The organism is Stenotrophomonas maltophilia group sp. SKK55, from assembly GCF_057179845.1.
The window spans coordinates 89,017-111,901 of sequence record NZ_JBXUHP010000003.1 but is presented as its reverse complement, the minus strand read 5'-3'; the positions used below and the strand labels follow the sequence as shown (position 1 = coordinate 111,901).

Below are 22,885 nucleotides of genomic sequence, written 5' to 3'. Positions count from 1 at the left end.
ACAGGAAGCAGGTCAGTCGAGCAGGTGCGTACTCAGGATCTGACCATCCGCCCCCGGCAGATGCGGCAGCCGTCCCCAGCACGGCATCGGCAGGCGCTGCTGCAGCGTGGCGATGTTCTCGTCCTGGCGCTGCATCGCCGGGTCGATGTGGTTGCCGATCCAGCCCAGGCAGTCCACGCCGCTGGCCTGCAGCGATTGCGCAGTCAACCGCGCGTGGTTGACGCAGCCCAGCCGCATGCCTACCACCAGCAGCACCGGCAGCTGCAGCGCACGCACCAGGTCGAGCTGGTCCAGCGTGGCCGAGACCGGCGCCAGCCAACCGCCCACGCCCTCCACCACGACGATATCGGCCTTCGCGCGCAGGCGTTCGAACGCGGCCACGATCGGCGCCAGCTCCACCTGCACGCCGTCCTCGGCAGCGGCCAGCTCCGGTGCCAGTGGCTGCCGCAGCGCATAGGGATTCAGATCGGCATAGTCCGGCACTGGCCAGCTGGCCGCCTGCAGCGCCAGCGCGTCCTCGTTGCGCAGGCCCTGCCCCAGATCCTCGCTGCCGCTGGCCACCGGCTTCATGCCCACTGCACGCAGGCCACGCTGGCGCAGTGCATGCAGCAGCGCGGTGCTGGCCGCGGTCTTGCCGATTTCGGTATCGGTGCCGGTAACGAACAGGGCGGGCGGCAGCGTAGCGGGCAACGGCATCGATGGGCTCCAACAGGGCAACAGTGTGTGCATTATCGCCGGCCCGGTGCACTTGCTAGACTGCGGGCATGTTCGCCAATGCCTCGCTCACCGGCAGCAAGCCGGAACAATACGCCCAGCTGCTGGAACAGGCCCGTGGCCTGGTCTACGCCGAGTCCGACCGCATCGCCAACGCGGCCAACCTCTCCGCACTGGTCTATCACGCCCTGCCCGACCTGAATTGGGTGGGCTTCTATCTGTATGACGGCAAGGAACTGGTGGTTGGCCCGTTCCAGGGCCTGCCGGCCTGCGTGCGCATCCCGCTGGACAAGGGTGTGTGCGGTGCCGCCGCCAGCCAGCGCGTAACCCAGCGCGTGGACGACGTCGATGCCTTCCCCGGCCACATCGCCTGCGATTCGGCCTCGCGTTCGGAGCTGGTGGTGCCGCTGCTGCGCGGCGATGAACTGATCGGCGTGTTCGATATCGACAGCCCGAAGGTCGGCCGCTTCGACGCCGACGATCAGGCCGGCCTGGAAGCCATCGCCCGCGTGTTCGTCGAGGCACTGGGATGAGCGCACCGAAGCTGCGCAACATCGGCCCGAAGAGTGCAGCCTGGCTGCGCCAGGTCGGGCTGCGCAGCCGCGAGGACCTGGTTGCGATCGGCGCAGTCGGCGCCTTCGTCAAGGTCAAGCGGGCCGGCTTCAAGCCCAGCCTGAACCTGCTGTACTCGCTGGAAGGCGCATTGCTGGACTGCCACTGGCAGGAGCTGAGCGAGCCTCAGCGTGAAGCGCTGGTGCAGGACTATGAGGCGCGCATCGCCGCGCATCCGCTGAAGGCGGCCGGCCCGGCGTCGGGCCCGGTGCATGAGCAGCGCTTCGATGCCGACGATGAGGCGGAAGACAGCGTGACCGAGCGCGCGGACGAGGATTGAGCCGCGCCCTCCTGTAGAGCCGAGCCCACGCTCGGCTGGCCTTTCTGATCGAAGTGCAGCCGAGCATGGCTCGGCTCTACAAGAGCAGCTCAGGGCTGCTGCAGTTCCAGCAGCTCGCCCACCAGCCCGACCTCGCCCCGCTCCAGCCACACCCGCAGGCGCGTGCCGTGGTCGATGCGCAGGGCCCAGCACAGCGACATCGGCAGGCCGCAGACCTGCGACAACACCATGCGCAGCGGGCCACCATGGCTGACCACCAGCGTCGGCACCGGATCATCATCATCGAGCAGGCGATCCAGCGCGCGCGCGATACGCCGCTCGAAATGTCCCCAGCTCTCGCCGTTCGGCGGCGGGAACGCATGCGGATCGGCGTGGAAGGCGGCCAGCGCATCTTCCGGCAGGTCGAACAGCGACTGCCCGTCCCAATCGCCGAAATCCAGCTCTTCCCATTCCTCGTCCGCTTCGACGTCCAGCCCGCGTGGGGTGGCCAGCGCCATCGCCGTGTGCAGCGCGCGCAACCGCGGTGAACTGATCACCCGCTCCCAGCGTTGCTCGGCATAGGCCTCGACCAGCTCTTGCGGCAGGCCGGCCAGCTGCGGTGGATCGCTGCGGCCATCAAGGAACTCATCGCGACCGTTGCCGGCGTGGCGGACCAGGTCGAGGATCATGCGTGCGTCCCGGACGGGCGGCGCAGGTACAGCGGAGAACGGGCAGACATCGGTAACGGCACCACGGGATCGAGCAACCATTCTAAAGGCACAGCAAAGGCAGCCGCGCAGGCGCGACGCAACGGGACGGCCTGCGATGCCGTAGACTGCGCGCACTTCCAGGTGACCTGCGGCCGTGGCCGGCAGGTTGAAACGGGAAGCCGGTGACGCGTGATGCCACGCCAGGCCGGCGCTGCCCCCGCAACGGTAAGCACGTCAGTTCCAGGCAACACCGCCACTGTGCCGCAGGCATGGGAAGGCGCCTGGACGGTGGCCTCGCGCCACCCGGCGGCAAGCCCGGAGACCGGCCCGGAAGCCTCAGGTCGCGATGCGGTGGGCATGGCGCTGGATGACCGTGGCGTGCGCTGCGGCATCGGCGCGTGCCTGCCTTCGCGGCTCCTCCCCTTCGCCACGCGGGCGTGCGTGGCACCTGGAGTCCCCCCATGAAGCTGCAGTCCCGAATGCTGTCCCTGGCCGTACTGGCCGCCCTGCCCGCGCTGGCACAGGCCGCCGATGACACCACCGCGCTCGACCAGATCCTGGTCACCGCCACGCGCACCCCGATCGCCCTGCAGGACAGCATCGCGCCGGCCCAGGTGATCGACCGCGCGCAGATCGAATCCAGCCAGGCCACCTCGCTGCAGGAACTGCTGCGCGGCCGCGCCGGCATCAACCTGGCCAATGTCGGTGGGCTCGGCAAGCAGAGCTCGCTGTTCCTGCGCGGCACCAACTCGGGCCACACCGTGGTGCTGGTCGACGGCGTGCGCATCAACAGTGCCGACCTCGGCCTGGCGATGTACCAGGACCTGCCGCTGGCGCAGATCGAGCGCGTGGAAATCGTGCGTGGCCCGCAGTCGAGCCTGTACGGCGCCGATGCCATTGGCGGCGTGATCCAGATCTTCACCCGCCGCAACCAGGGTGATTTCGCCCCGCACTTCCAGCTCGGTGGCGGCAGCAACGGCCTGCGCGAAGCCAGCGGCGGGATCGGTGGCGGGACTGAACGCGGCTGGTTCGGCGCCGACATCGCCTACCAGCATTCCGATGGCATCGATGCCTGCCGCGGCTCGGCAACGCTGTTCACCGGCTGCTTTGCCGACGAACATGACCGCGATGGCTACCGCAACCTGTCCAAGAGCCTGCGCGGTGGCTACACCTTCAACGACCAATGGAACGTGGAAGGCAGTGCATTGCGTGCCGACGGAAAGAACCATTACGACGGCTACTACAACTATTCGGAAACCCGCCAGCAGGTGCTGGCCGGCAAGGTGCGCTACACCCCGTCCGAACGCCTGGCGTTCACCGCCAATGTCGGGCGCGGTGACAACGAGTCGGACAACTTCGGTGACTTCGGTGCCCGTGGCAGCGCTCAGACCCACCGCGACAGTGCCTCGCTGCAGGGTGACTTCGCCTTGGCCGAAGGCCAGCTGCTGAGCACCGGCGTGGACTGGAGCGAAGACAACCTGGATGGCAGCAGTGCCGGATATCGGGTCGACAGCCGCCGCAACACCGGCGTGTTCGTGCAGTACCAGGGACGCTTCGGCCGCCACCAGCTGCAGGCCAGCGCGCGCAACGACGACAACCAGCAGTTCGGCAATCACGCCACGGGCAGCCTCGGCTGGGCGATGGAACTCGGCCACGGCCTGCGTGTCAATGCCAGTTACGGCACCGCGTTCAAGGCGCCGACCTTCAGCGACCTGTATGACCCGTGGAGCGGTGTGCCGACGTTGAACCCGGAGAAGTCCAAGAGCGCCAACCTGGGCGTTTCGCAGCAGGGACAGGGCTGGCACTGGGGCCTGGACGTCTATGAAACCCGCATCGATGATCTGATCACCTACGATGCGGCGACCTTCAGGATGCAGCAGGTGGAGAAGGCGCGCATCCGCGGTGCCGAACTGACCGGTGGCGTGCTGCTGGCCGGCTTCGACATCAACGCCCAGCTGAGCTACACCGACCCACGCAACCGCACCGGCGGCAGCACGCAGTTCGACAACTGGCTGCCGCGTCGTGCACAGCACACCGCGCGCTTTGACATCGACCGGCGTTTCGGGGACTTCCGCGCAGGCCTGACGGTTCAGGGTGCGGGCAAGCGCTATGACGATGCCGCCAACGCGGTGAAGGTGGGGGGGTACGGCACGCTGGATCTGCGCGCCGAGTACGCGCTGACGCCGTCGTGGTCGCTGCTGGCGCGTGCCGCCAACGTGTTCGACCGCAGGTATGAGACGGTGGCGTGGTTCAACCAGCCGGGCCGTGAGTACCAGTTGAGTGTGCGTTACCAGGCGAAATGAAAGAGGGCGCCGGGCATTGCCCGGCGCTTTCTCTGTAGAGCCGAGCCCATGCTCGGCTCAGGCAGCAAAGCAGCCGAGCATGGGCTCGGCTCTACACCGGGACGCCGGCGGTCAACCCCGGCAGTTCACGCAGGTCGTCGATCACCGCCACCGCATGCGCGGTGGCCAGGTCCAGGCCGCGCGGATAGCCGTAGCGCACCAGCGCGATCGGCATGCCCGCAGCTTCGGCGGCGCGGTAGTCGGTCAACGAATCTCCCACCATCAGGCACGCCTGCACCGGCAGCCCGAAGTGCGCAGCGATATGCCGCAGCGGTTCGCCGCTGGGCTTGCGCTGCGGCAGTGAATCGCCGCCCAGTACCAGCGCGAACGCATCACCGATGCCCAGGTGCTGCAGCAGCGGCGGCACCAGTGCTTCGGGCTTGTTGGTGCAGATCGCCAGTGGCACGTCGCGCGCGCGCAGCTGCGCCAGTGCGTCGGCCACGCCATCGAACAGGCGCGGGCTGCGCAGCAGGCATTCACGGTAGTGCACCATGAACACCGGCATCACCTCGGCCAGGTCGACCTCACGACCGGCGGCGTGCACGGCCTGTTCGACCAGGCGGCGCACCCCGTCGCCGATCCAGCCGAGCACGGTGGCTTCCGGCACGCGCGCCATGCCGATGGCTTCCAGCGTGCGGTTCAGCGCTTCGGCGATGTCAGCTGCGCTGTCGACCAGCGTGCCATCGAGATCGAATACGACCAGCGGATAGGGATACGACAAGGGACGACGCCTGTACAACGTGGGGCGGCCATTGTACGCCGCGTTTTTTTCCAGGATCCGCCTCAGCCGATCCTGCGTGCGCGGGTGGCCAGAAAGGTGGGCAGGTAACGGTCGATCAGGAAGCGCGGCTTCGGCTGCCAGTCTTCCATGAACCGATCAATCACGAAGCCTGCATCCAGCTGCCCGCCGATCAGTTCGGTCAGGCTGTGGCCAAAGGCCAGCGCATCACCGCGGGCGAGTTTCGCCTCACGCTCTGCGGCGGGCAGGTCTTCCAGGTCCGAATAGGGAATGGCGTACTGCGGCCGGATCAAACCCTGTGCGTCCAGCTGCGGATCACGTGCACCGACGAACAGCACCGGGTTGTAGAAACTGGCCATCAACATGCCATCGCGCGCCAGCACGCGGCGGCATTCGGTCCACACCGGGCGCACGTCGGGCACGTACAGGTTGGAGATCGGATGGAACACCACGTCGAAACTGTCGTTGGCGAATACGTGCAGGTCGCGCATGTCGCCCTGCACCGTGCGCAGCTGCAGTCCATCACGCGCAGCGACCCGGCGGTCCTGTTCCAGCTGCCCGTCGGACAGGTCGAACACGGTGACGTCGGCGCCCGCAGCGGCCAGCACGGGGGCCTGCTGGCCACCACCCGAGGCCAGGCACAGGATGCGGCGGCCGCGCACGTCGCCCAGCCAGTCCAGTGGCAGCGCGCGTGGGGTCAGGTGCACCTGCCAGCGGCCTTCGCGCGCGGCGGCAATGGTTGAACTCTCCACCGGGCGCGACCATTCGCGCACTTCGCTGGCCTGGCGGTCCCAGGCAGCACGGTTGTGGTCGATCAAGGCCTGTCCATGGTTCATGTGTTCTCCTTGCCCGGTGGGCGCCAATCCAGATCCTGGAAGGCCGGGCTGGCGAAACACTCGGCCAGGTAATCCAGGAATCGCCGCATGATAGCGGGCTGCTGGCGCCGTGACGCGTACACGGCATGAATGCCGAGCTCGTCCAGACTGAATCCGGGCAGCAGTTCGATCAGCTCGCCGCTGCGCAGCAGTGGCGCCACCTGGTAGGTCGGCAGCATGGCGATCCCGGCACCGGCGCGTACCGCCTCCAGCAGCAGCGAGGCCTCGTTGGCGCTGATGTTGCCGCCCACCGCCACCGACAGCGAACGGCCATCGCGGTGCAGCTGCCACAGGCTCTTGCCGACGTAGTGGTGGGTCAGGCAGTTGTGCGCGGCCAGGTGCTCCGGCGCGGTCGGCGTGCCACGCGCCTGCAGGTACGACGGCGTCGCGCACAGCACCGAGCGGCAGGTAGCCAGCCGCCGCGCGATCAGGCTGGGGTCGATCTGGCGCGCGATGCGCACGGCCAGGTCCACGCGCTCCTCGACCAGGTTCACCGTGCGGTCGACCAGCAGCAGCTCGATGCGCGCCGCCGGATGGCGCGCGACGAAACCGGCCACCGCCCGTGCCAGGTGGCTCTGCCCGAACGACACGCTGGCGGTCACCCGCAGCGTACCGTGCGGCTCGGGATCATCACTGGCCAGCTCCCCCTGCAGTTCTTCGCCGATCGCCAGCATCTGCCGGAAGCGCGCCAACGCCGCCTCGCCCGGGCCGGTCAGGCTGACCCGGCGCGTGGTCCGGTGCAGCAGGCGTGCACCCAGCCAGCCCTCGACCTCGGCCAGGTAGCGGCTGACCATCGCCCGCGACATGTCCAGCACTTCCGCGGCGGCGGTGAGGCTGCCGCGCTCGGCCACCTCGACAAACACGGTCATGGCGGTCAATCGGTCCATATGCTCGATCCACGCAACAAACAAGCGCGTTATACGCTGTTTTTCGAGCGACTGCAGCGGCCTAGAGTGGCCCCATTCCCAGCCCACATCGCCCCACGGAGTCCTGCCATGAAGATCGCCCTCGTTGGTTCCACCGGCAACATCGGCCGCCAGATCGCCCGCCACGCGCTGGCCCACGGCCACGAACTCACCGTCATCGTGCGCAGCGCGCAGGACCTTCCGGCCGAACTGGCCGGTGCCCATCCGGTGATCGCCTCGTTGGATGACCAGGACGCGCTGGTCGCCGCCATCGCTGGCCACGACGTGCTGGCCAGCGCCTACGGCCCGCGTCCGGGCGATGACATCGGCCGCGTGGGCGAGATCGCCGCGCAGCTGGCGGCCGCCGCGCGCAAGGCCGGCGTACCGCGCCTGGTGGTGGTGGGTGGCGCCGGCAGCCTGGAAGTCGCGCCGGGCGTGCAGCTGGTCGATACCCCCAACTTCCCGGAAGCCTACAAGCCGTACGCGCTGGCCCATCGTGAGGCATTCAACCGCCTGCAGGCAGTGGACGACCTGGACTGGACATTCTTCTCGCCGGCCGCCGAAATCGGCCCGGGCGAAGAGCGCGGCCAGTACCGTGTGCAGCCCAAGGCCTTCCTGGCCGACGCCAGCGGCCACAGCCGCATCAGTTATGCCGACTACGGCGCCGCGTTCGTCGCCGAGCTGGAAGCGCACCAGTACCCGAAGCAGATCATCACGGCCGCGTATTGATCGACGCGCGAGCCCTGTAGGGCCAAGCCCACGCTCGGCTCCCTATCCGACACAAGGAATTCCCCATGCGTACCGCTGCCCTGCTGCTTCCCCTCGCCCTGGCCGCCACGTTCACCAGTGCGCCGCTGCTGGCCGCACCGGCCACCGCGGCGCCGACCACCGCGACGAAATCACGACTGCACCTGCAGACCTTCCATCCCGGCCCGCAGGCGATGTTCTCGGTATCCTCGGTGCTGATCGAAGGCCGCCATGACGCGATCCTGGTCAACGCGCAGTTCGGCGCCAGCGACGCGCGCAAGCTGGTCGAACGGATCCGCGCCAGTGGCAAGCAGCTGACCACGATCTACATCAGCCACGGCGATCCGGACTACTACTTCGGCCTGGCCACCCTGCAGGATGCCTTCCCGCAGGCACGCATCGTCGCCACTGCGCAGACCGTCGCCCACATCCAGCAGACCCAGGCCGGCAAGCTGGCCTACTGGGGACCGAAGATGGGCGCCGACGTGCCGGCACGCATCGTGGTGCCGCAGGTACTGGACGGCGATGCCCTGCAGCTGGAAGGCCAGCGCCTGCCGTTGATCGGCCTGGATGGCCCGACCCCGGACCGCACGGTGCTGTGGGTACCGTCGCTGCGCGCGATCGTCGGCGGCATTCCGGTGGTAGCAGGTGAGCACGTGTGGATGGCCGACACGCAGACGCCGAAGTCGCACACTGACTGGCTGCAGACCCTGCAGCGGTTGCAGGCACTGAAGCCGAAGGTGGTGGTACCGGGGCATTACGCGCCGGGTGCGGCGCTGGATGCCAGTGCGCTGCGCTTCACTGCGGACTACATCCGCGCGTTCGACGCCGAGGCGGCAAAGGCCAAGGACAGTGCGGCACTGGTGAAGGCGATGCAGGCGCGCTACCCGACGCTGGCCGGTGTGGCGTCGCTGGAGCTGAGTGCGAAGGTAGCCAAGGGCGAGATGCAGTGGCCATGAGGTAGGGAGTTTTCTTTTGCAGGGCTGCGCCCTGCACCTGCCCAATGCAACGGCAACAGCCGAAGCAACAGCAAAAGCTGGTCTCCTGAGGGTTGGCGGGGTGGGTCCGGTTGCGGGGGCGCTGCAAGTACGTCCATGTAAGCTCGGTCGCCGCATCCATGCGGCTCACGCCCCCGCAACCGGACCCACCCCGCCTTCGACAGTTTCCCGCTATCTGTCGGAACCTGCTGCTGATGGTGGGTGCCGACCGTTGGTCGGCACGGGGTCAGAGCCCGTTGCTGCGCAACGGGCTCTGACCCCACTGTTTGATGATTAGGTATCTGTGGGTTTGTTCATGTCGTGCTCGAACAATTCCCCCTGCACCACCGGCTCCTTTTCGCGGAAGCCACCCAGCCCGACACCCACCAGCCGATAGCGCGTCTCCGCCGGCAGGTCGACGCGGGCGCGCAGGGCCAGTGCGATGTCGCGCAGTTCTTCCATCGACTCCGGCGGACGTTCCGGGGTGAAGCTGCGGGTGAGAATGCGGAACTGCGCGGTTTTCAACTTCAGCACCACGGTATGGCCGACACGCTCGGTCTTGCGGGTCGCCTTCCAGGTCTTCTCTGCCAGCTGCACGATGGCCTCGGTCAGGTCTTCCAGCAGCAGGTCTTCGGCGAAGGTGTCCTCCGAGGAAATCGACTGCACCTGCTGGTCCGGTTCCACCGGCCGCTCGTCGATGCCGCGTGCGCGGTTGTACAGGCTGCGGCCGAAACTGCCGAACGCTTCTTCCAGATCGATCAGTGCCCACTGCCGCAGGTCGCCGCAGGTGGCGATGCCGCGCGCGGCCAGCTTGCCTTCCATCACCTTGCCGACGCCAGGCACCCGGCTTACCGGCAACGGCAGCAGGAAGGCGTCCACCCGCTGCGGTGGAATCACGAACTGGCCATCGGGCTTGCGCCAGTCCGAGGCGATCTTGGCCAGGAACTTGTTCGGCGCGATCCCAGCTGAAGCAGTCAGGTTGGTCTCCTCACGGATCTGCATGCGGATGGTACGGGCGATGTCGGTCGCCAGTTCGATGCCGCTCTTCGGCTCGGTCACGTCCAGGTAGGCTTCATCCAGTGACAACGGTTCAACCAGGTCGGTGTGGCGCAGGAAGATCTCGCGCACCTGGCGTGACACCGCCTTGTAACGTGCGAAGTCGGGCGGCACGAAGATCGCATCCGGGCACAGGCGTTCGGCCCGCACTGCCGGCATGGCCGAACGCACACCGAACACGCGTGCCTCGTACGATGCCGCGCACACCACCGAGCGTGCGCCGCGCCATGCCACAACCACCGGCTTGCCGCGCAGTGACGGATCGTCGCGCTGCTCCACCGACGCGTAGAACGCGTCCATGTCAACGTGGATGATCTTGCGCAGTCGGGTCATGTCAGGTGGAAAAGGCGGGGCCGGGCCGGGTGGGCCACACGCCGAAGTATGGTCGTTGCACATCAACAGGATGCGCGTATTCCCTTGAAAACACTACGGTTGCGTACGGTTGAAATGTTTGATCGGCGCAGTTTCCACGGGCATTCTCGGGCGCTTGTTTCCCTGTTCTCCGCTTCCAGGATTGTGCTTCATGACCCGTCTCCACGCGTTCAACCGCGAACAGCTGCTGGCCAGCGCACGCGGTGAACTGTTCGGCACCGCCGCCGGCCGTTTGCCCAACGACCCGATGCTGATGTTCGACCGCATCACCGACATCCGAGAGGACGGCGGACCGCATGGCAAGGGCATGGTACGCGCCGAACTGGATATCCGCCCGGACCTGTGGTTCTTCGGCTGCCACTTCATCGGCGACCCGGTGATGCCAGGCTGCCTGGGCCTGGATGCCATGTGGCAGCTGACCGGCTTCTTCCTGACCTGGCTGGGTGCACCCGGCAAGGGCCGCGCGCTGGGCTGTGGCGAGGTGAAGTTCACCGGCCAGGTACTGCCGGACGCCAAGCTCGTACGCTACGAGATCGACATCAGCCGGGTCATCAACCGCAAGCTGGTGATGGCCCAGTCGGACGCCCGCATGTACGTGGACGACCGCGAAATCTACAGCGCGCGCGACCTGCGCGTCGGCCTGTTCACCGAAACCGGGAGCTTCTGATGCGTCGCGTCGTCATCACCGGCATGGGCATCACGTCCTGCCTCGGCAATGATCTGGATACCGTTTCGGCCGCGCTGCGTGAAGGACGCTCGGGCATCACCGCATTGGCCGACCACGCCGAAGCAGGCCTGCGCAGCCAGGTCGGTGGCCGCGTCGACCTCGACCTGGACGCCTTGATCGACCGCAAGCAGAAGCGCTTCATGAGCGACGCGGCGGCCTTCGCCTACCTGGCCATGCGCGATGCCATCGCCGATGCCGGGCTCAGCCCCGAGCAGGTCAGCAGCCTGCGCACCGGCCTGATCGCCGGTTCCGGTGGCGGCTCCAGCGAATGGCAGATCGGTGCCGTCGACCTGCTGCGCGAACGTGGCGTGCGCAAGGTCGGCCCATACATGGTGCCGCGCACGATGTGCTCGACGGTCTCGGCCTGCCTGGCCACGGCCTACCAGATCAAGGGCGTCAGCTACTCGCTGTCGGCTGCCTGCGCGACCTCGGCGCATTGCATCGGCGCCGCTGCGGACATGATCCGGCACGGTGCGCAGGACATCATGTTCGCCGGCGGTGGCGAAGACCTGCACTGGTCGATGAGTGTGATGTTCGATGCGATGGGTGCCCTGTCGACCAGCTTCAACGAAACCCCGGCCAGCGCCTCGCGCCCGTACGACAAGGACCGCGACGGCTTCGTCATCGCTGGTGGCGGCGGCATGCTGGTGCTGGAGGATTACGACCACGCCGTCGCACGCGGTGCCCACATCCATGCCGAGCTGATCGGCTATGGCGTCACCTCCGACGGTGCCGACATGGTGGCGCCCTCCGGCGAAGGTGCGGTGCGCTGCATGAAGATGGCGCTGCAGGGTGTCGATCGCCCGCTGGACTACCTGAACACCCACGGCACCTCGACCCCGCTGGGCGATGTCACCGAGCTCAACGCGATCCGCGAAGTGTTCGGCGATGCGGTGCCGCCGCTGTCCTCGACCAAGGCGTTGTCCGGGCACTCGCTCGGTGCAGCCAGCGTGCACGAGGCGATCTACTGCCTGCTGATGATGCGCGATGGCTTCGTTGCCGGTTCGGCCAACATCGGCGAGCTGGACCCGAAGGTGGAGAGCTTCCCGATCCTGCGCGAGAGCCGCGAGCAGAAACTGGATACGGTGATGTCCAACAGCTTCGGCTTCGGTGGCACAAACGCCGCCTTGGTGTTCGGACGGGTGTGATGGGGCAGGTGTGCCGACCAACGGTCGGCACCCACCCACGGATGTAGAGCCGCGCCATGCTCGGCTCAGTGCCAACCAAGGTTGGCACCTACCGGGGCACTGGGCCGACCAACGGTCGGCACCCACCGTTACCCCGGCAGCAACGGCAGCAGCAGCGCGTGCGCGTCCACCAGGGATCCAACGATGCGGTGTCCCAGGGCACGCAGCTCTTCATCCGGATGCACCAGGTCAGGCACCTGGATCACGGTCATGCCGGCCGCCAGCGCCGCGCGCGTACCGGCCGGTGAATCCTCCAGCGCCAGGCAACGCCCGGGCACCTGCCCCAATCGCTGCGCGGCCAGCAGGTAGATATCCGGCGCCGGCTTCGGCCGCGCCACGTCGCCACTGGTGATCACCGCATCGAAATACGGCAGCAGGCCAGCAGCGGCCAGCTTGCGGTTGGCCCGCGGCTGCCGCGTGGTGGTGGCCACCGCCCGCGGTACCGCGTGCACTTTCAGCAGCTCCAGCAGTTCCAGGATGCCCGGACGCAACGGCAACCCGGTCTGTGTGCGTGCCTCGTACAGGTCGTGGCAACGTGCGGCCACCGCATCGATCACGCTGTCCTCGATGCCCTGCGCGCGCAGCAGCGCGTGCGAATCGCGGTCGCCGAGGCCGACCATGCGCAGGAACACCGCCTCGTCCAGGCCCAGCCCGAATTCATCGGCGGCCTGGCCCCAGCAGGCCAGCGAGACACGCTCGCTGTCGATCATCAGGCCGTCCATGTCAAAGATGACGGCGTCGGGAAGAAACGGCAGCGCAGCGATGGGGGTCATGGAGCGAACAGCGTATCCAGGTCGGTAGGGGTGAGCTGCCGCCATTGCCCTTCGTCCAGCCCCTGCAGGTCCAGCCCGCCGACGCGGCTGCGGTGCAGGGCCTGCACGTGGTTGCCGGTGGCGGCGAACATGCGGCGTACCTGATGGTAGCGGCCTTCGTGCAGCACCAGCCGCGCACGGCGCGCATCCAGCACTTCCAGTTCAGCCGGCAGCAGGGGCGTCTTCTCCGATTCCAGCATCAGCGTGCCGCTGGCGAACAGCGCCACCTCGTTGCCGCGCAGGTCCTCGCTCAACTCGACCTCATAGACTTTCGGCAGCTTCGACTTCGGCGAGATGATCCGGTGCAGCAGGCCACCATCGTCGGTCAGCAACAGCAGGCCACTGGTCTCGCGGTCGAGGCGGCCAACCGTGGACAGCACCGGATCGCGGTCGCGGAAGCGCGGCGGCAACAGGTCGTAGATCAGGCGCCCGGTGTCCTTGGTCGAACAGGTGTAGCCAGCCGGCTTGTGCAGCGCGATCGACAGCCCCGGCGGTGGGTCCAGCGGCTCGCCATCGACCCGGATGGCGTCATGCGGCACCTGGTCGTCGGCATACAGCACCTCGCCATCGGCGTCGGTGACGCGGCCTTCGCGGAACATCCATTGCACCTGCTTGCGGCTGCCATAGCCCAGGTTGGCGATGTGCTTGACCAGCTTCACTTGCCCTTCCCCTTCACGGCTTCCACCAGCTTGAAACCGTCGCGCTCGGCGATTACGCGCACCGCGCCGAAGCTGTCGTTGAGGGTGTGCTCGTAAGGCAGGTGGCGGTTGGCCACCACGTACAGGCGCCCGCCCGGGCGCAACGCCTGCGCAGCCACGGCGATGAAGCGCTGGCCGATGTCCGGGCGGTCAGCGCGCGAAGGCGTGTGGAACGGCGGGTTGCTGATGATGACGTCGTAGCCCGGCTCGATGCCGGCGGTGACGTCCTGCCACAGGAAACGCAGCGGCAGCGGTCGCGGCGGCGGCGCCAGATTGAGCTCGGCCAGCGCCAGTGCGCGCTGCTCGGCCTCGTACAGGTCCAGCGCGGTGATCTTCGGGCAGCGTTCCAGAAGTTCGCGCGACAGATAGCCGTAGCCGGCACCGAGGTCGGCGGCGCGTCCGGCCAGGTCGGCCGGCAGGTGCTCGGCCAGCAGCGCCGACGCCGGATCGATGCGATCCCAGGCGAACACGCCCGGGCGGCTGAGGAAGCGACCGCCCACGATCGGACGCACCGCATCCAGCGCCGACCAGCGCTTGGCCAGGTCAACGTCGTGCTGGCCCTGCAGCGGGGCGGTCCAGTACACGCGGCAGTGGTTCTTGGTCAGGCAGCCACCGAGGCCGGCCAACTGCTTGAGGTCGCCCTCGCCCGAACGCGCACCTTCGTTGTTGGACTGGCAGGCAACGATGCGGCCGCCATCGGCGACCAGCGCCAGCGCACGGGCGAACAGCGCACGGGCTTCTTCGCGCTGGCGCGGCGGCAGCACCAGCACCAACGGGTAGCGGCCCTTGCCGGCCGCGTCATCCAGCTGGCCGCTGACGGTCCAGCCGGCAGCCTGCTGCAGCGGTTGCGCGAACGGGGCGAAGCTCTGTTCGCAGTGCACCTCGCGGTTGCCGGCCACTTCGCGCAATGGCCAGCCATCGCGGGCACGCAGGAAGGCCACCGGGCCCTCCGGCCAGCGCAGGGCGCCTTGGGAGAACGGCAGGAGCAGGGTCTGCAGGGGGGCGTCGTCGCTGGAGGCCATCGGCGCGGGTACTTCAAGCGTGAGGGCCGTCCATTGTACCGGCTTGGCCGGGCCGGCCCCGGCGGCCCGCTTTGCGAAACCCGAACGGGGCCTTGATCCGCCAGAAACATTGAAACGTTCAGGGTAGAGGCTCCCCCCGGAAACCCAGGAGAACCTGCATGCGAGCCTTGTTCGTCGGTGGCGTGGTCGACAACAGTGAAATGGACCTGGAAGGCAGCCATCCGCCCGTGCACTACCCCGAGGATACCGGCGGCGGCCACTCGCGCTACCGGCTGCACCAGATCGGTCATGGTGCCGACGGCAGCGTGGCCTATGCGGTGTACGGCGCGCCGGACCTGGCTGATGACGAGGTGGCGAGGGTTGCAGAGGAGCGGGCGTACGCACGTCGATTCGAGGCGACGCCGACGTTGTTCGAGCACTGACACATCTGTAGCGCCCGAGCCCACGCTCGGGCGACGGCGCAGCCGCGCAGACCACAGCCGAGCGTGGGCTCGGCTCTACATCAGGATCAAACCGGCGGTTCGAGGCCACGCCGACGGCGTTTCGGATCAAGGCGCCTTGGGTGGCAGGCGGTTGATACTGGCGATTTCATCCAGCCACACATGGTGCTGCTGCACCGGCGTGTCGTAGTCATCCAGGCGCAACTGGCCGTTGCTGCCTTCATCACCAGCGGCGTTGCGGTATTGCTGCACAGTTGGCCTCACCGCCACCGTGCCGAGCAGGCGGCGGCCATCGTGCAGAATCAGTTCCACCTGCGTTTCGCCATCCAGCTGCGGCAGCAGGGCTTCCAGGCGCGCGATCTGCGCCGGATCGGTGTGGATACGTGGAGCTATACGGGACATCGGCGACCTCCTGACTGCAGGGTCGCCGATCGGCCGTGAATGTTCAGTGCAGCGCGCTGTCCGCGCGCGGCACCTGCACTTTGCGCACGGCAGCCACCAGCTGCGCTACCGAGTACGGCTTGGCCACATGCTCCTGGAAGCCCGAGGCCAGCGCGCGGCGACGGTCGTCGGCACGCGCCAGTGCAGTCACCGCCACCGCAGGCAAGGTCGCCGCATCCACGCCCATGTCCTCGCGCAAGGTGCGCACCAGCCCATAGCCATCCATGCCCGGCATGCCGATGTCGGTCAGCAGCACGTGGTATTGCAGGTGGCCGGTGTCGGCCAGCAATGCCAGCGCTTCGCCGGCCGAGCTGGCCGCAGACACGCTGGCGCCCTGCTCTTCCAGCATGCGCCGCAAGTACTCCAGCACTTCCGGCTGGTCTTCCACCGCCAGCACATGCATGCCGCGCAGCGGATACGGCTCGACGATCACCGGCTCCAGGATCGGCCCGCTGATCACTTCGCGCAGCGGCCGCCGTTCGGCATCGGGAACATGCTGGGGCAGGCGCACGGTGAAGGTCGCGCCGTGGCCGTGGCCCTCGCTGGCCGCAGTGACCGTGCCACCATGCAGTTCGACCAGCTGCTGCACGATCGCAAGGCCCAGGCCCAGGCCGCCATGGCGGCGGGTGGTGGTGCCGTCGGCCTGGCGGAAGCGGCTGAACAGATGATTGAGGAATTCGGGTGCGATGCCATCACCGCTGTCACGCACGGTGATCTCCCAGTAGTTGCCGTCGGCCCGCAGCTGCAGGTCGATGCGGCCTTCAGCCGGGGTGAACTTGATCGCGTTCGAGAGCAGGTTCCAGAACACCTGCTGCAGGCGCGTGGCGTCGCCCAGCACCAGGCTGGGTTGCGTGGGCAGCTGCAGGTGCACGTCCAGCGCCTTGCCTTCGGCCACCAGTTCCTGCGCGCCGATCGCCTCACCCAGCACCGCGCACAGGTCCAGCACTTCCACCTCCAGCTGCACCTTGCCCAGCAGCATGCTGCTGAGGTCGAGCATGTCCGAGATCAGCCGCTTCTGCGCACCGGCGCTGTTGGCGATCACGTTCAGGCCCTTGTACAGCGGACTGGTGTTGTCCACGCGCTGCAGAAGCAATTCGCTCCAGCCGAGGATGGTGGTCAACGGCGTACGCAGCTCATGCGACAGCGTGGCCAGGAATTCATCCTTCAGCCGCGCCATGTTTTCCGCAGCACTGCGCGCGGCACGCTCGGACTGCAGCAGTTCCTCGCGGGCCAGCTCGATCTCGCGGCGTTCGGTCACGTCCGGGCTGCTGCCGGCCAGGCCGATGAAGCGGCCCATGCGCGAGAAGCGCGGGCGGGCGTTCATCTCCAGCCAGCGCCACTGGCCATCGGCACGGCGTGCGCGCACGAGCGCGTGCATCGAGCGCTGCGCCTTCAATGCTTCCTGCAGTTCGTACTCGAAGACCGATGCGTCGTCCGGATGCACCAGGCCGCGCCAGACGTCCTCCGGCACGCGCGTCTCGTCACCGCCAAAGAACTCGCTGAAGGCACTGTTGACGAAACGGGCATGGCCGCGCTCGTCCAGCACCCACACCGGCATCGGCAGGCCGTCGGCCAGCGCGCTGAAGCGGGCTTCGCTTTCGCCCAGCTCCACTTCCATCTGCTTGCGTGCGGTGATGTCGAAGAACAGGATGCCGACCTTGTCCTCGCCCGGCCGGCCCACGCGCACCGCATCCACCGCGAACGAGCGGCCCAGCGCACGCGCCTCCATCTCGAACTGGGCCGGGCGGCCGCTGCGTGCGACCTCGCCATAGATGCGGAACCAGTCCTGCTCATGGCCGGGCTCCAGCGCCGTCATGCGCTTTCCACGCGCATCCTTCAGCCCGGTGTGGCGCTCGAAGGCATCGTTGACTTCGATGAAGCGGTAGTCGACCGCACGATCACCCTCGAACAGCACCTGGATCACGCAGAAACCGGCGTTGATGCGCTCAAGCACGCCATGATGCAGGTCGGGTTCGGGCGCCGGCACCGTCATCGGTGGGCGCTCCACGAGGGGCGGCAGTGTGGACAAGGGTGTCTGTGCAGGCCAGGTTGGAGGCACAGCATGTTCCAAAGGGCGTATTCACAGCGTCAAGCGCCGTCAGTCATGGTTGACGTCGATGAATTGGCGGCAACCGCTCTTGCAGACGACGCATGCGGCCATTGCCGATACCGGGAAGCAGGATCACACTCGATCTGTGATCAACATCGCCCCCATCGAGGGGACGCAGGAGACCGTGATGAAACGCTCACTCGCGATTGCCCTGTTGGCAGGCGCCCTGGCGGCGGGCGGCGCCAGCGCGGCCCCGCGCACCGTGACCGACCCGGAAGCTCCCCGCGCATTGCAGGCCGATGGCCCGGTCAGCGTGAAGTGGGACGATCCGGCCCAATTCACCGAGATCCGGCAGAGTACCAACCGCTTCGAAGCCGAGCGTGGCGACTGGGTGCAGCAGCTGGCACGCTACCTGCAGACCGCTGCCGCCAAACCGCTGCAACCGGGACAGACGCTTGATGTGACCCTGGTCGACATCAAGCGCGCCGGTGACTACGAGCCGTGGCACGGCCCGCGCGGTCGCGACATCCGGATCATGCGCGACATCTACCCACCGCGGATCAGCCTGCAGTACACGCTGAAGGACGCCAGCGGCCGCATCGTCAGCGAGGGCGACGCGCGCCTGAGCGATACCGGCTACCTGCACAACATCGGCCTGAAGAGCGACAGCGATCCACTGCGCTACGAGAAGCGCCTGATCGACGACTGGGTGAAGCGGCAGCTGACAGCGCAGGCCACCGCAGCACGGTAGGCCGTAGGCCCATCGGCAGGTGTCGACCTTGGTCGACACGGATTCACAGCGCCGACCAGGGTCGGCCGCTACGGAAGCCGAGCGTGGGTTCGGCTCTACACGTACACCTTCGCCACGCGCTTGACCGCGCACGGCAGCTGGTAGGCACTGACGCCACAGCGCGGCGCCAGCTCTGACAGCGTCGGCGCGGAACCCCACAGCTCCACCACGCTGCCGATGCCGGCCTGCGGATGCGCGGTCAGGTCCACCGTCAACATGTCCATCGACACGCGCCCGATCAGCCCGCCGGGCTGGCCGTCGATCAGCACCGGGGTGCCGTTCGGGGCGAACTGCGGGTAACCGTCGGCATAGCCAAGCGCGACCACGCCCACGCGGGTGCGCGCCTTGGCCACGAAGCGCGCGCCATATCCCACTGGTTCACCGGCTTCAATCCAGCGATCGGCGATCACCTTGGACTGCATCGTCATCACCGGGCGCAGTCGCGCGGTCAACGCGGTGTCATCCGGCAGCGGGTTGGCGCCGTACAGCATCAGGCCCGGGCGCACCCAATCGCTGCGCACCTCCGGCCAGCCCAGCAGCGCGGGCGAGTTGCACACGCTGGTCTCGCCCTCCAATCCATCAATGGCGCGCGCGAAGGTTGCGGCCTGCTCGCGGGTGCGCTCGCTGTCCAGTTCGTCGGCACGTGCCAGGTGGGTCATCAGCACGATGCGCTCGACCTGCGGCAGCGCCGACAGGCGTGCATGCGCGGCGCGGAAGCTGTCCACGTCCAGGCCGAGGCGGTGCATGCCGCTGTCCAGCTTCAGCCACACCGTCAACGGGCGCGGGCTGTCGAACGCCGCCAGTGCCTCCACTTGCCACGGCGAACCGACGGCGAACCAGAAGTCATGCTCGGCCACCAGCGCCATGTCGCTGGGCTCGAAGATGCCTTCCAGCAGCAGGATCGGCGCACGGATGCCGGCCTTGCGCAGCTCCAGTGCCTCTTCGATGGTGGCCACGCCGAATCCATCGGCCTCGCCCTCCAGCGCCTGCGCACAGCGCACCGCGCCATGCCCATAGGCATCAGCCTTGATGATCGCCAGGGCCTTGCCACCGCCCAGTTCACGGGCGAGCCGGTAGTTGCTGCGCAGGGCGTCCAGATCGATCAGCGCGCGGGCAGGACGCATGTGCGGTTCTCGTGTTGCGGCGCGTGACCGTACTGGCCGTAGCGGAAAATATCCAGGCCTTCGGTGCTGATCTGCGGCTGTCGCGCGCTCATCAGGTCGGCCAGGTAGCGGCCTGAGCCGCAGGCCATGGTCCAGCCCAGCGTGCCGTGTCCGGTGTTGAGGTACAGGTTGCGGAACGGCGTGACGCCGATCACCGGCGTACCGTCCGGCGTAGCCGGGCGCAGGCCGGTCCAGAACTGCGCGCGCGACAGGTCGCCGCCCTTCGGATAGAGATCCCTGACCACCAGTTCCAGGGTCTCGCGGCGGCGCTGCGACAGCGACAGGTCGAAGCCGGCCACTTCGGCCATGCCACCGACACGGATGCGGTCGTCGAAGCGGGTCACCGCCACCTTGTAGCTCTCATCGAGGATGGTCGAGGTCGGCGCCATCGCCGGGTCGGTGATCGGCAGGGTCAGCGAGTAACCCTTCAGCGGGTACACCGGCAGGCGCATGCCCAGCGGTGCGACCAGCGCCGGTGAGTAGCTGCCGAGCGCAACCACGAAGCGGTCGGCGGTTTCCAGCTTGCCGTCGATGCGCACGCCGGTGATGCGGTCGCCATCGAACTCCAGGCCGGTGATGTCCTGGTCGAAGCGGAATTCAACGCCGGCATCCACGCACATCTGCGCCAGGCGGCGGGTGAACAGCTGGCAGTCGCCGGTCTGGTCACGCGGCAGGCGCAGCGCGCCGACCAGGCCATCGACGTGGGCCAGGGCCGGTTCGGCCTGGATGATGCCGGCCCGGTCCAGCACCTCGTACGGCACGCCGTACTGGGCCAGGATCTCGATGTCCTGCGCCGAGGCATCCAGCTGCTGCTGGGTGCGGAACAACTGGGTGGTGCCCAGGTCGCGGCCTTCGAATTCGATGCCGATCTGCGCGCGCAGCTCGTTCAGGCAGTCGCGACTGTACTCGGACATGCGCACCATGCGCGCCTTGTTGATCGCATAACGCTCGTGGGTACAGTTGCGCAGCATCTGCCACAGCCAGCGGTACTGGGCCAGGTCCATGCCCGGCTTGATCGCCAGCGGCGCGTGTTTCTCGAACAGCCAGCCGATCGCCTTCTTCGGCACGCCCGGCGCCGCCCACGGCGAGGTGTAGCCGAACGACAGCTGGCCGGCATTGGCGAAGCTGGTCTCCAGCGCTGGGCCGGGCTGGCGGTCGATGACCGTGACTTCAAACCCGGCCTGTCGCAGGTACCAGGCACTGGTAGTGCCGATCACGCCGCTGCCGAGAACTAGGACTCGCATGGGACTTCTCCAACCCGATCATTCCCTGCACTGGAGCGTGCCGGGGCCATAATTGGGGAAGTATAGACAGCCAATACCAGTTGATTTGCCTGAATTGAAATCAACCGGCAGGATGTTCTCCTGCAATTCATTCCCCAAGGTTGACGGCCATGGCCACCCGTACCCGCGAACTGGACAAGATCGACCGCAAGATCCTGCGCATCCTGCAGGCCGAAGGCCGCATCTCCTTCACCGAGCTGGGCGAGCGGGTCGGCCTGTCGACCACCCCGTGCACCGAGCGGGTACGCCGCCTGGAACGCGAAGGGGTAATCACCGGCTATCACGCCCACCTCGACCCGGCCGCGGTAAAGGCCAGCCTGCTGGTGTTCGTGGAGATCAGCCTGGCCTACAAGTCCGGCGACATCTTCGAGGAATTCCGCCGCGCCGCGCTGAAGCTGCCCAACGTGCTGGAATGCCACCTGGTGTCGGGCGACTTCGATTACCTGCTGAAAGCACGGATCAGTGAAATGGCCTCCTACCGAAAGCTGCTCGGCAGCACGTTGCTGACACTGCCGCATGTACGTGAGTCGAAGAGCTACATCGTGATGGAAGAGGTGAAGGAGACGCTGAGCCTGCCGATTCCGGATTGAAGCCGGCGATCAGGTCAGAGCCCGCAACGCGGGCTCCGACGCCGGATCCGTCAGCGTTGCTGCGGATGCTTCTGCGAGCGCTGCTCCTGCTGCTTGCCGCCCTTGTGCGGCAGCTGCGGCTCCATCTGTTGCTGTTGCTGTTGCTGCTGCGGGTTGCGGCCCTGCGGTTCCTTGCCGGGATGACGGTTCTGCTGGTTTTTCATGGTCGCGATCCAGTGGACGAAGGACATGCGGCGGCGGGATGCCGACGCAGGGCCACGGTGGTCCCGGAACGGTTAATCGCAGGCGAAAAAGCAGTGATCGGCTGGATGTTGTTTTCGTGCGTTCAGCCCGCTCAGCGCCAGGTAGCAGCCAACCTTGGTGGCCCCGGACTCAGCGCTTGATCTGTTGCCCATCGCCGGCCGGCACGCTGTCGTAATAGCGGCCGGTGCGAGAATCGAACACGCGGTTCGGGCCGGCCGGGCGCACGCCCGGAACGATGCGGCCATTGCGGTCATAGACCTTGTCGGCCGGCTTGGGCACCGGCGCCGGCGCGACCCGGGCCGGACCGGTGGATCTGATCGGCTGCGCCGGCTGCGGCGACGGCAGCACCTGCGGTTGCGGGCGGGCAGCCTGTGGCGGTGGTGCCACGGGTTGCGGCGCCACGGTGGTCGCGCTGCGGGTCGCAGTCGGGTCGACGGTCGGCACCTGCGCCGGCGCCACGATGGGCAACAGGGCCAGCAACAGGGGAAGGATCGGTTTCATGGCGCGCTCCGGCGTGGATCGCGTTCACCTTGCGCCTGCCCCTGTGTGCCGCCCATGAACGGCCATCACACTTGCAAGGTCGCGTCTTCACCCCCACGTTTTCCGCCATCCCCAGGCCATCGACCCCACGGAGCGCCGCCATGACTGCCTTCGACCTGACGCCCCCCACTGCCACCCAGACCGAGGCGCTGATCGCCGGCCTCAGCAGCGAGGAGCGCCGCGTGCTGCTGCAGCACGGCACCGAGGCGCCGTTCTGCGGCGTGTTCCTCGACAACAAGCGTGAGGGCGTCTACTGCTGCAGGCTGTGCGCGCTGCCGCTGTTCCGCTCCAGCACCAAGTTCGATTCCGGCACCGGCTGGCCCAGCTTCTTTGCGCCGTTTGACCCGGCGCACGTGCGCGAGATCCGTGATACCAGCCATGGCATGGTCCGCACCGAGATCACCTGCGCGCGCTGCGGCAGCCACTTGGGCCACGTGTTCCCGGACGGCCCGCCGCCCACCTACGAGCGCCACTGCCTGAACTCCGTCTCACTTTCGTTCACCGGCAATGGCGAGCCCTGGCCCGATCCGTTGCAGCGTGGCGGCGCCGAAAGCGGCGTGGCGGGCTGAAACACCCCGCTGACCGATTTCA

At 67.6% G+C, this 22,885-nt stretch carries 26 protein-coding genes and 1 riboswitch; of the genes, 11 read left to right on the top strand and 15 right to left on the bottom strand.

All coding sequences use genetic code 11. The annotated features are described in order from the left end of the window. Positions 1 to 12: 12 nt before the first annotated feature. Positions 13 to 696, bottom strand: coding sequence for a dethiobiotin synthase (gene bioD / locus AC2A1N_RS02025; RefSeq protein ID WP_061478648.1), 684 nt, complete (start codon positions 694 to 696; stop codon positions 13 to 15). Between the two features lie 68 nt (positions 697 to 764). Here bioD and AC2A1N_RS02020 point away from each other — a divergent pair, with 68 nt between their 5' ends. Both AC2A1N_RS02020 and AC2A1N_RS02015 read left to right on the top strand, forming a co-directional pair. Next, a complete protein-coding gene (locus AC2A1N_RS02020) occupies positions 765 to 1,247 on the top strand; it encodes a GAF domain-containing protein (RefSeq protein ID WP_004140850.1) in 483 nt (160 codons plus the stop codon). Continuing rightward, positions 1,244 to 1,606, top strand: a complete 363-nt coding sequence (locus AC2A1N_RS02015) for a TfoX/Sxy family protein (protein ID WP_061478647.1) — start codon at positions 1,244 to 1,246, stop codon at positions 1,604 to 1,606. The genes AC2A1N_RS02020 and AC2A1N_RS02015 overlap by 4 nt, the downstream gene beginning before the upstream one ends. 89 nt (positions 1,607 to 1,695) lie before the next feature. Here AC2A1N_RS02015 and AC2A1N_RS02010 read toward each other — a convergent pair whose 3' ends face one another. After that, complete coding sequence (locus AC2A1N_RS02010) at positions 1,696 to 2,274, bottom strand: histidine phosphatase family protein (RefSeq protein WP_005415139.1); 579 nt, start codon at positions 2,272 to 2,274, stop codon at positions 1,696 to 1,698. 143 nt (positions 2,275 to 2,417) lie between these two features. Beyond that, positions 2,418 to 2,640: riboswitch (cobalamin riboswitch) on the top strand. A gap of 116 nt (positions 2,641 to 2,756) precedes the next feature. Between AC2A1N_RS02010 and btuB the strand changes: the two genes are divergently transcribed. Continuing rightward, positions 2,757 to 4,598: a TonB-dependent vitamin B12 receptor gene (gene btuB / locus AC2A1N_RS02005; protein WP_242894364.1), complete on the top strand. Its 1,842-nt coding sequence runs from the start codon at positions 2,757 to 2,759 to the stop codon at positions 4,596 to 4,598. A 91-nt stretch (positions 4,599 to 4,689) separates the two neighbouring features. On the opposite strand, the gene gph is transcribed toward btuB, so the two are convergent. The 3 genes from gph to AC2A1N_RS01990 form a co-directional block, all read right to left on the bottom strand. Next, a complete protein-coding gene (gene gph, locus AC2A1N_RS02000; protein WP_242894362.1) occupies positions 4,690 to 5,358 on the bottom strand; it encodes a phosphoglycolate phosphatase in 669 nt (222 codons plus the stop codon). Between the two features lie 62 nt (positions 5,359 to 5,420). After that, on the bottom strand, positions 5,421 to 6,212 hold the full coding sequence (locus tag AC2A1N_RS01995; protein ID WP_061478644.1) for a class I SAM-dependent methyltransferase: 792 nt from the start codon (positions 6,210 to 6,212) through the stop codon (positions 5,421 to 5,423). Continuing rightward, the gene (locus AC2A1N_RS01990) at positions 6,209 to 7,138 is read right to left on the bottom strand and encodes a LysR family transcriptional regulator (protein WP_005415135.1); all 930 of its coding nucleotides are present in this window, start codon (positions 7,136 to 7,138) and stop codon (positions 6,209 to 6,211) included. Before AC2A1N_RS01990 ends, AC2A1N_RS01995 begins: the two co-directional genes overlap by 4 nt. 108 nt (positions 7,139 to 7,246) lie before the next feature. Here AC2A1N_RS01990 and AC2A1N_RS01985 point away from each other — a divergent pair, with 108 nt between their 5' ends. Next, positions 7,247 to 7,885 carry an NAD(P)-dependent oxidoreductase gene (locus AC2A1N_RS01985; RefSeq protein WP_154350177.1) on the top strand — a complete coding sequence of 213 codons (639 nt, stop codon included), beginning with the start codon at positions 7,247 to 7,249 and terminating at the stop codon, positions 7,883 to 7,885. A 65-nt stretch (positions 7,886 to 7,950) separates the two neighbouring features. Then, positions 7,951 to 8,862, top strand: coding sequence for an MBL fold metallo-hydrolase (locus AC2A1N_RS01980; protein ID WP_242894360.1), 912 nt, complete (start codon positions 7,951 to 7,953; stop codon positions 8,860 to 8,862). A 312-nt stretch (positions 8,863 to 9,174) separates the two neighbouring features. On the opposite strand, the gene dinB is transcribed toward AC2A1N_RS01980, so the two are convergent. Then, complete coding sequence (gene dinB / locus AC2A1N_RS01975) at positions 9,175 to 10,269, bottom strand: DNA polymerase IV (protein WP_111201842.1); 1,095 nt, start codon at positions 10,267 to 10,269, stop codon at positions 9,175 to 9,177. Positions 10,270 to 10,459: 190 nt separating this feature from the next. On the opposite strand from dinB, the gene fabA reads away from it, so the two are divergent. After that, positions 10,460 to 10,975, top strand: a complete 516-nt coding sequence (gene fabA / locus AC2A1N_RS01970; RefSeq protein ID WP_005415130.1) for a 3-hydroxyacyl-[acyl-carrier-protein] dehydratase FabA — start codon at positions 10,460 to 10,462, stop codon at positions 10,973 to 10,975. Further along, positions 10,975 to 12,183 (top strand): beta-ketoacyl-ACP synthase I, encoded by a 1,209-nt coding sequence (fabB, locus tag AC2A1N_RS01965; protein ID WP_005415129.1) that lies wholly within the window; start codon positions 10,975 to 10,977, stop codon positions 12,181 to 12,183. The genes fabA and fabB overlap by 1 nt, the downstream gene beginning before the upstream one ends. A 128-nt stretch (positions 12,184 to 12,311) precedes the next feature. On the opposite strand, the gene AC2A1N_RS01960 is transcribed toward fabB, so the two are convergent. Genes AC2A1N_RS01960 through AC2A1N_RS01950 form a run of 3 tightly spaced genes read right to left on the bottom strand, consistent with a single transcriptional unit; the run spans position 12,312 to position 14,754 of the window. Beyond that, positions 12,312 to 12,995, bottom strand: a complete 684-nt coding sequence (locus AC2A1N_RS01960) for an HAD family hydrolase (RefSeq protein WP_061478640.1) — start codon at positions 12,993 to 12,995, stop codon at positions 12,312 to 12,314. Beyond that, a complete protein-coding gene (locus AC2A1N_RS01955; protein WP_111201840.1) occupies positions 12,992 to 13,693 on the bottom strand; it encodes a pseudouridine synthase in 702 nt (233 codons plus the stop codon). The genes AC2A1N_RS01960 and AC2A1N_RS01955 overlap by 4 nt, the downstream gene beginning before the upstream one ends. Then, entirely contained in the window at positions 13,690 to 14,754 is a 1,065-nt protein-coding gene (locus tag AC2A1N_RS01950; RefSeq protein WP_061478638.1) for a class I SAM-dependent methyltransferase, read from the bottom strand. Before AC2A1N_RS01950 ends, AC2A1N_RS01955 begins: the two co-directional genes overlap by 4 nt. A gap of 158 nt (positions 14,755 to 14,912) precedes the next feature. Between AC2A1N_RS01950 and AC2A1N_RS01945 the strand changes: the two genes are divergently transcribed. Further along, complete coding sequence (locus AC2A1N_RS01945) at positions 14,913 to 15,176, top strand: hypothetical protein (protein ID WP_005415125.1); 264 nt, start codon at positions 14,913 to 14,915, stop codon at positions 15,174 to 15,176. A gap of 126 nt (positions 15,177 to 15,302) precedes the next feature. On the opposite strand, the gene AC2A1N_RS01940 is transcribed toward AC2A1N_RS01945, so the two are convergent. Both AC2A1N_RS01940 and AC2A1N_RS01935 read right to left on the bottom strand, forming a co-directional pair. Further along, positions 15,303 to 15,596: a DUF3247 family protein gene (locus AC2A1N_RS01940; RefSeq protein ID WP_019660923.1), complete on the bottom strand. Its 294-nt coding sequence runs from the start codon at positions 15,594 to 15,596 to the stop codon at positions 15,303 to 15,305. A gap of 43 nt (positions 15,597 to 15,639) precedes the next feature. After that, positions 15,640 to 17,628, bottom strand: coding sequence for a hybrid sensor histidine kinase/response regulator (locus tag AC2A1N_RS01935; protein WP_005415123.1), 1,989 nt, complete (start codon positions 17,626 to 17,628; stop codon positions 15,640 to 15,642). A gap of 244 nt (positions 17,629 to 17,872) precedes the next feature. Here AC2A1N_RS01935 and AC2A1N_RS01930 point away from each other — a divergent pair, with 244 nt between their 5' ends. After that, positions 17,873 to 18,436 carry a DUF3016 domain-containing protein gene (locus tag AC2A1N_RS01930; protein WP_061478653.1) on the top strand — a complete coding sequence of 188 codons (564 nt, stop codon included), beginning with the start codon at positions 17,873 to 17,875 and terminating at the stop codon, positions 18,434 to 18,436. Positions 18,437 to 18,531: 95 nt separating this feature from the next. On the opposite strand, the gene alr is transcribed toward AC2A1N_RS01930, so the two are convergent. Both alr and AC2A1N_RS01920 read right to left on the bottom strand, forming a co-directional pair. After that, positions 18,532 to 19,599, bottom strand: coding sequence for an alanine racemase (gene alr / locus AC2A1N_RS01925; RefSeq protein WP_061478637.1), 1,068 nt, complete (start codon positions 19,597 to 19,599; stop codon positions 18,532 to 18,534). Then, the gene (locus AC2A1N_RS01920; protein ID WP_061478636.1) at positions 19,578 to 20,882 is read right to left on the bottom strand and encodes a D-amino acid dehydrogenase; all 1,305 of its coding nucleotides are present in this window, start codon (positions 20,880 to 20,882) and stop codon (positions 19,578 to 19,580) included. The genes alr and AC2A1N_RS01920 overlap by 22 nt, the downstream gene beginning before the upstream one ends. Before the next feature lie 149 nt (positions 20,883 to 21,031). Here AC2A1N_RS01920 and AC2A1N_RS01915 point away from each other — a divergent pair, with 149 nt between their 5' ends. Continuing rightward, positions 21,032 to 21,511 carry a winged helix-turn-helix transcriptional regulator gene (locus AC2A1N_RS01915; RefSeq protein ID WP_005407919.1) on the top strand — a complete coding sequence of 160 codons (480 nt, stop codon included), beginning with the start codon at positions 21,032 to 21,034 and terminating at the stop codon, positions 21,509 to 21,511. 50 nt (positions 21,512 to 21,561) lie between these two features. Here AC2A1N_RS01915 and AC2A1N_RS01910 read toward each other — a convergent pair whose 3' ends face one another. Both AC2A1N_RS01910 and AC2A1N_RS01905 read right to left on the bottom strand, forming a co-directional pair. Further along, entirely contained in the window at positions 21,562 to 21,741 is a 180-nt protein-coding gene (locus tag AC2A1N_RS01910) for a hypothetical protein (RefSeq protein ID WP_061478635.1), read from the bottom strand. A 142-nt stretch (positions 21,742 to 21,883) separates the two neighbouring features. After that, a complete protein-coding gene (locus AC2A1N_RS01905) occupies positions 21,884 to 22,255 on the bottom strand; it encodes a classical arabinogalactan protein 4 (RefSeq protein ID WP_484371361.1) in 372 nt (123 codons plus the stop codon). A gap of 140 nt (positions 22,256 to 22,395) precedes the next feature. On the opposite strand from AC2A1N_RS01905, the gene msrB reads away from it, so the two are divergent. After that, entirely contained in the window at positions 22,396 to 22,863 is a 468-nt protein-coding gene (gene msrB, locus AC2A1N_RS01900) for a peptide-methionine (R)-S-oxide reductase MsrB (RefSeq protein WP_005415117.1), read from the top strand. Positions 22,864 to 22,885: the final 22 nt, after the last annotated feature.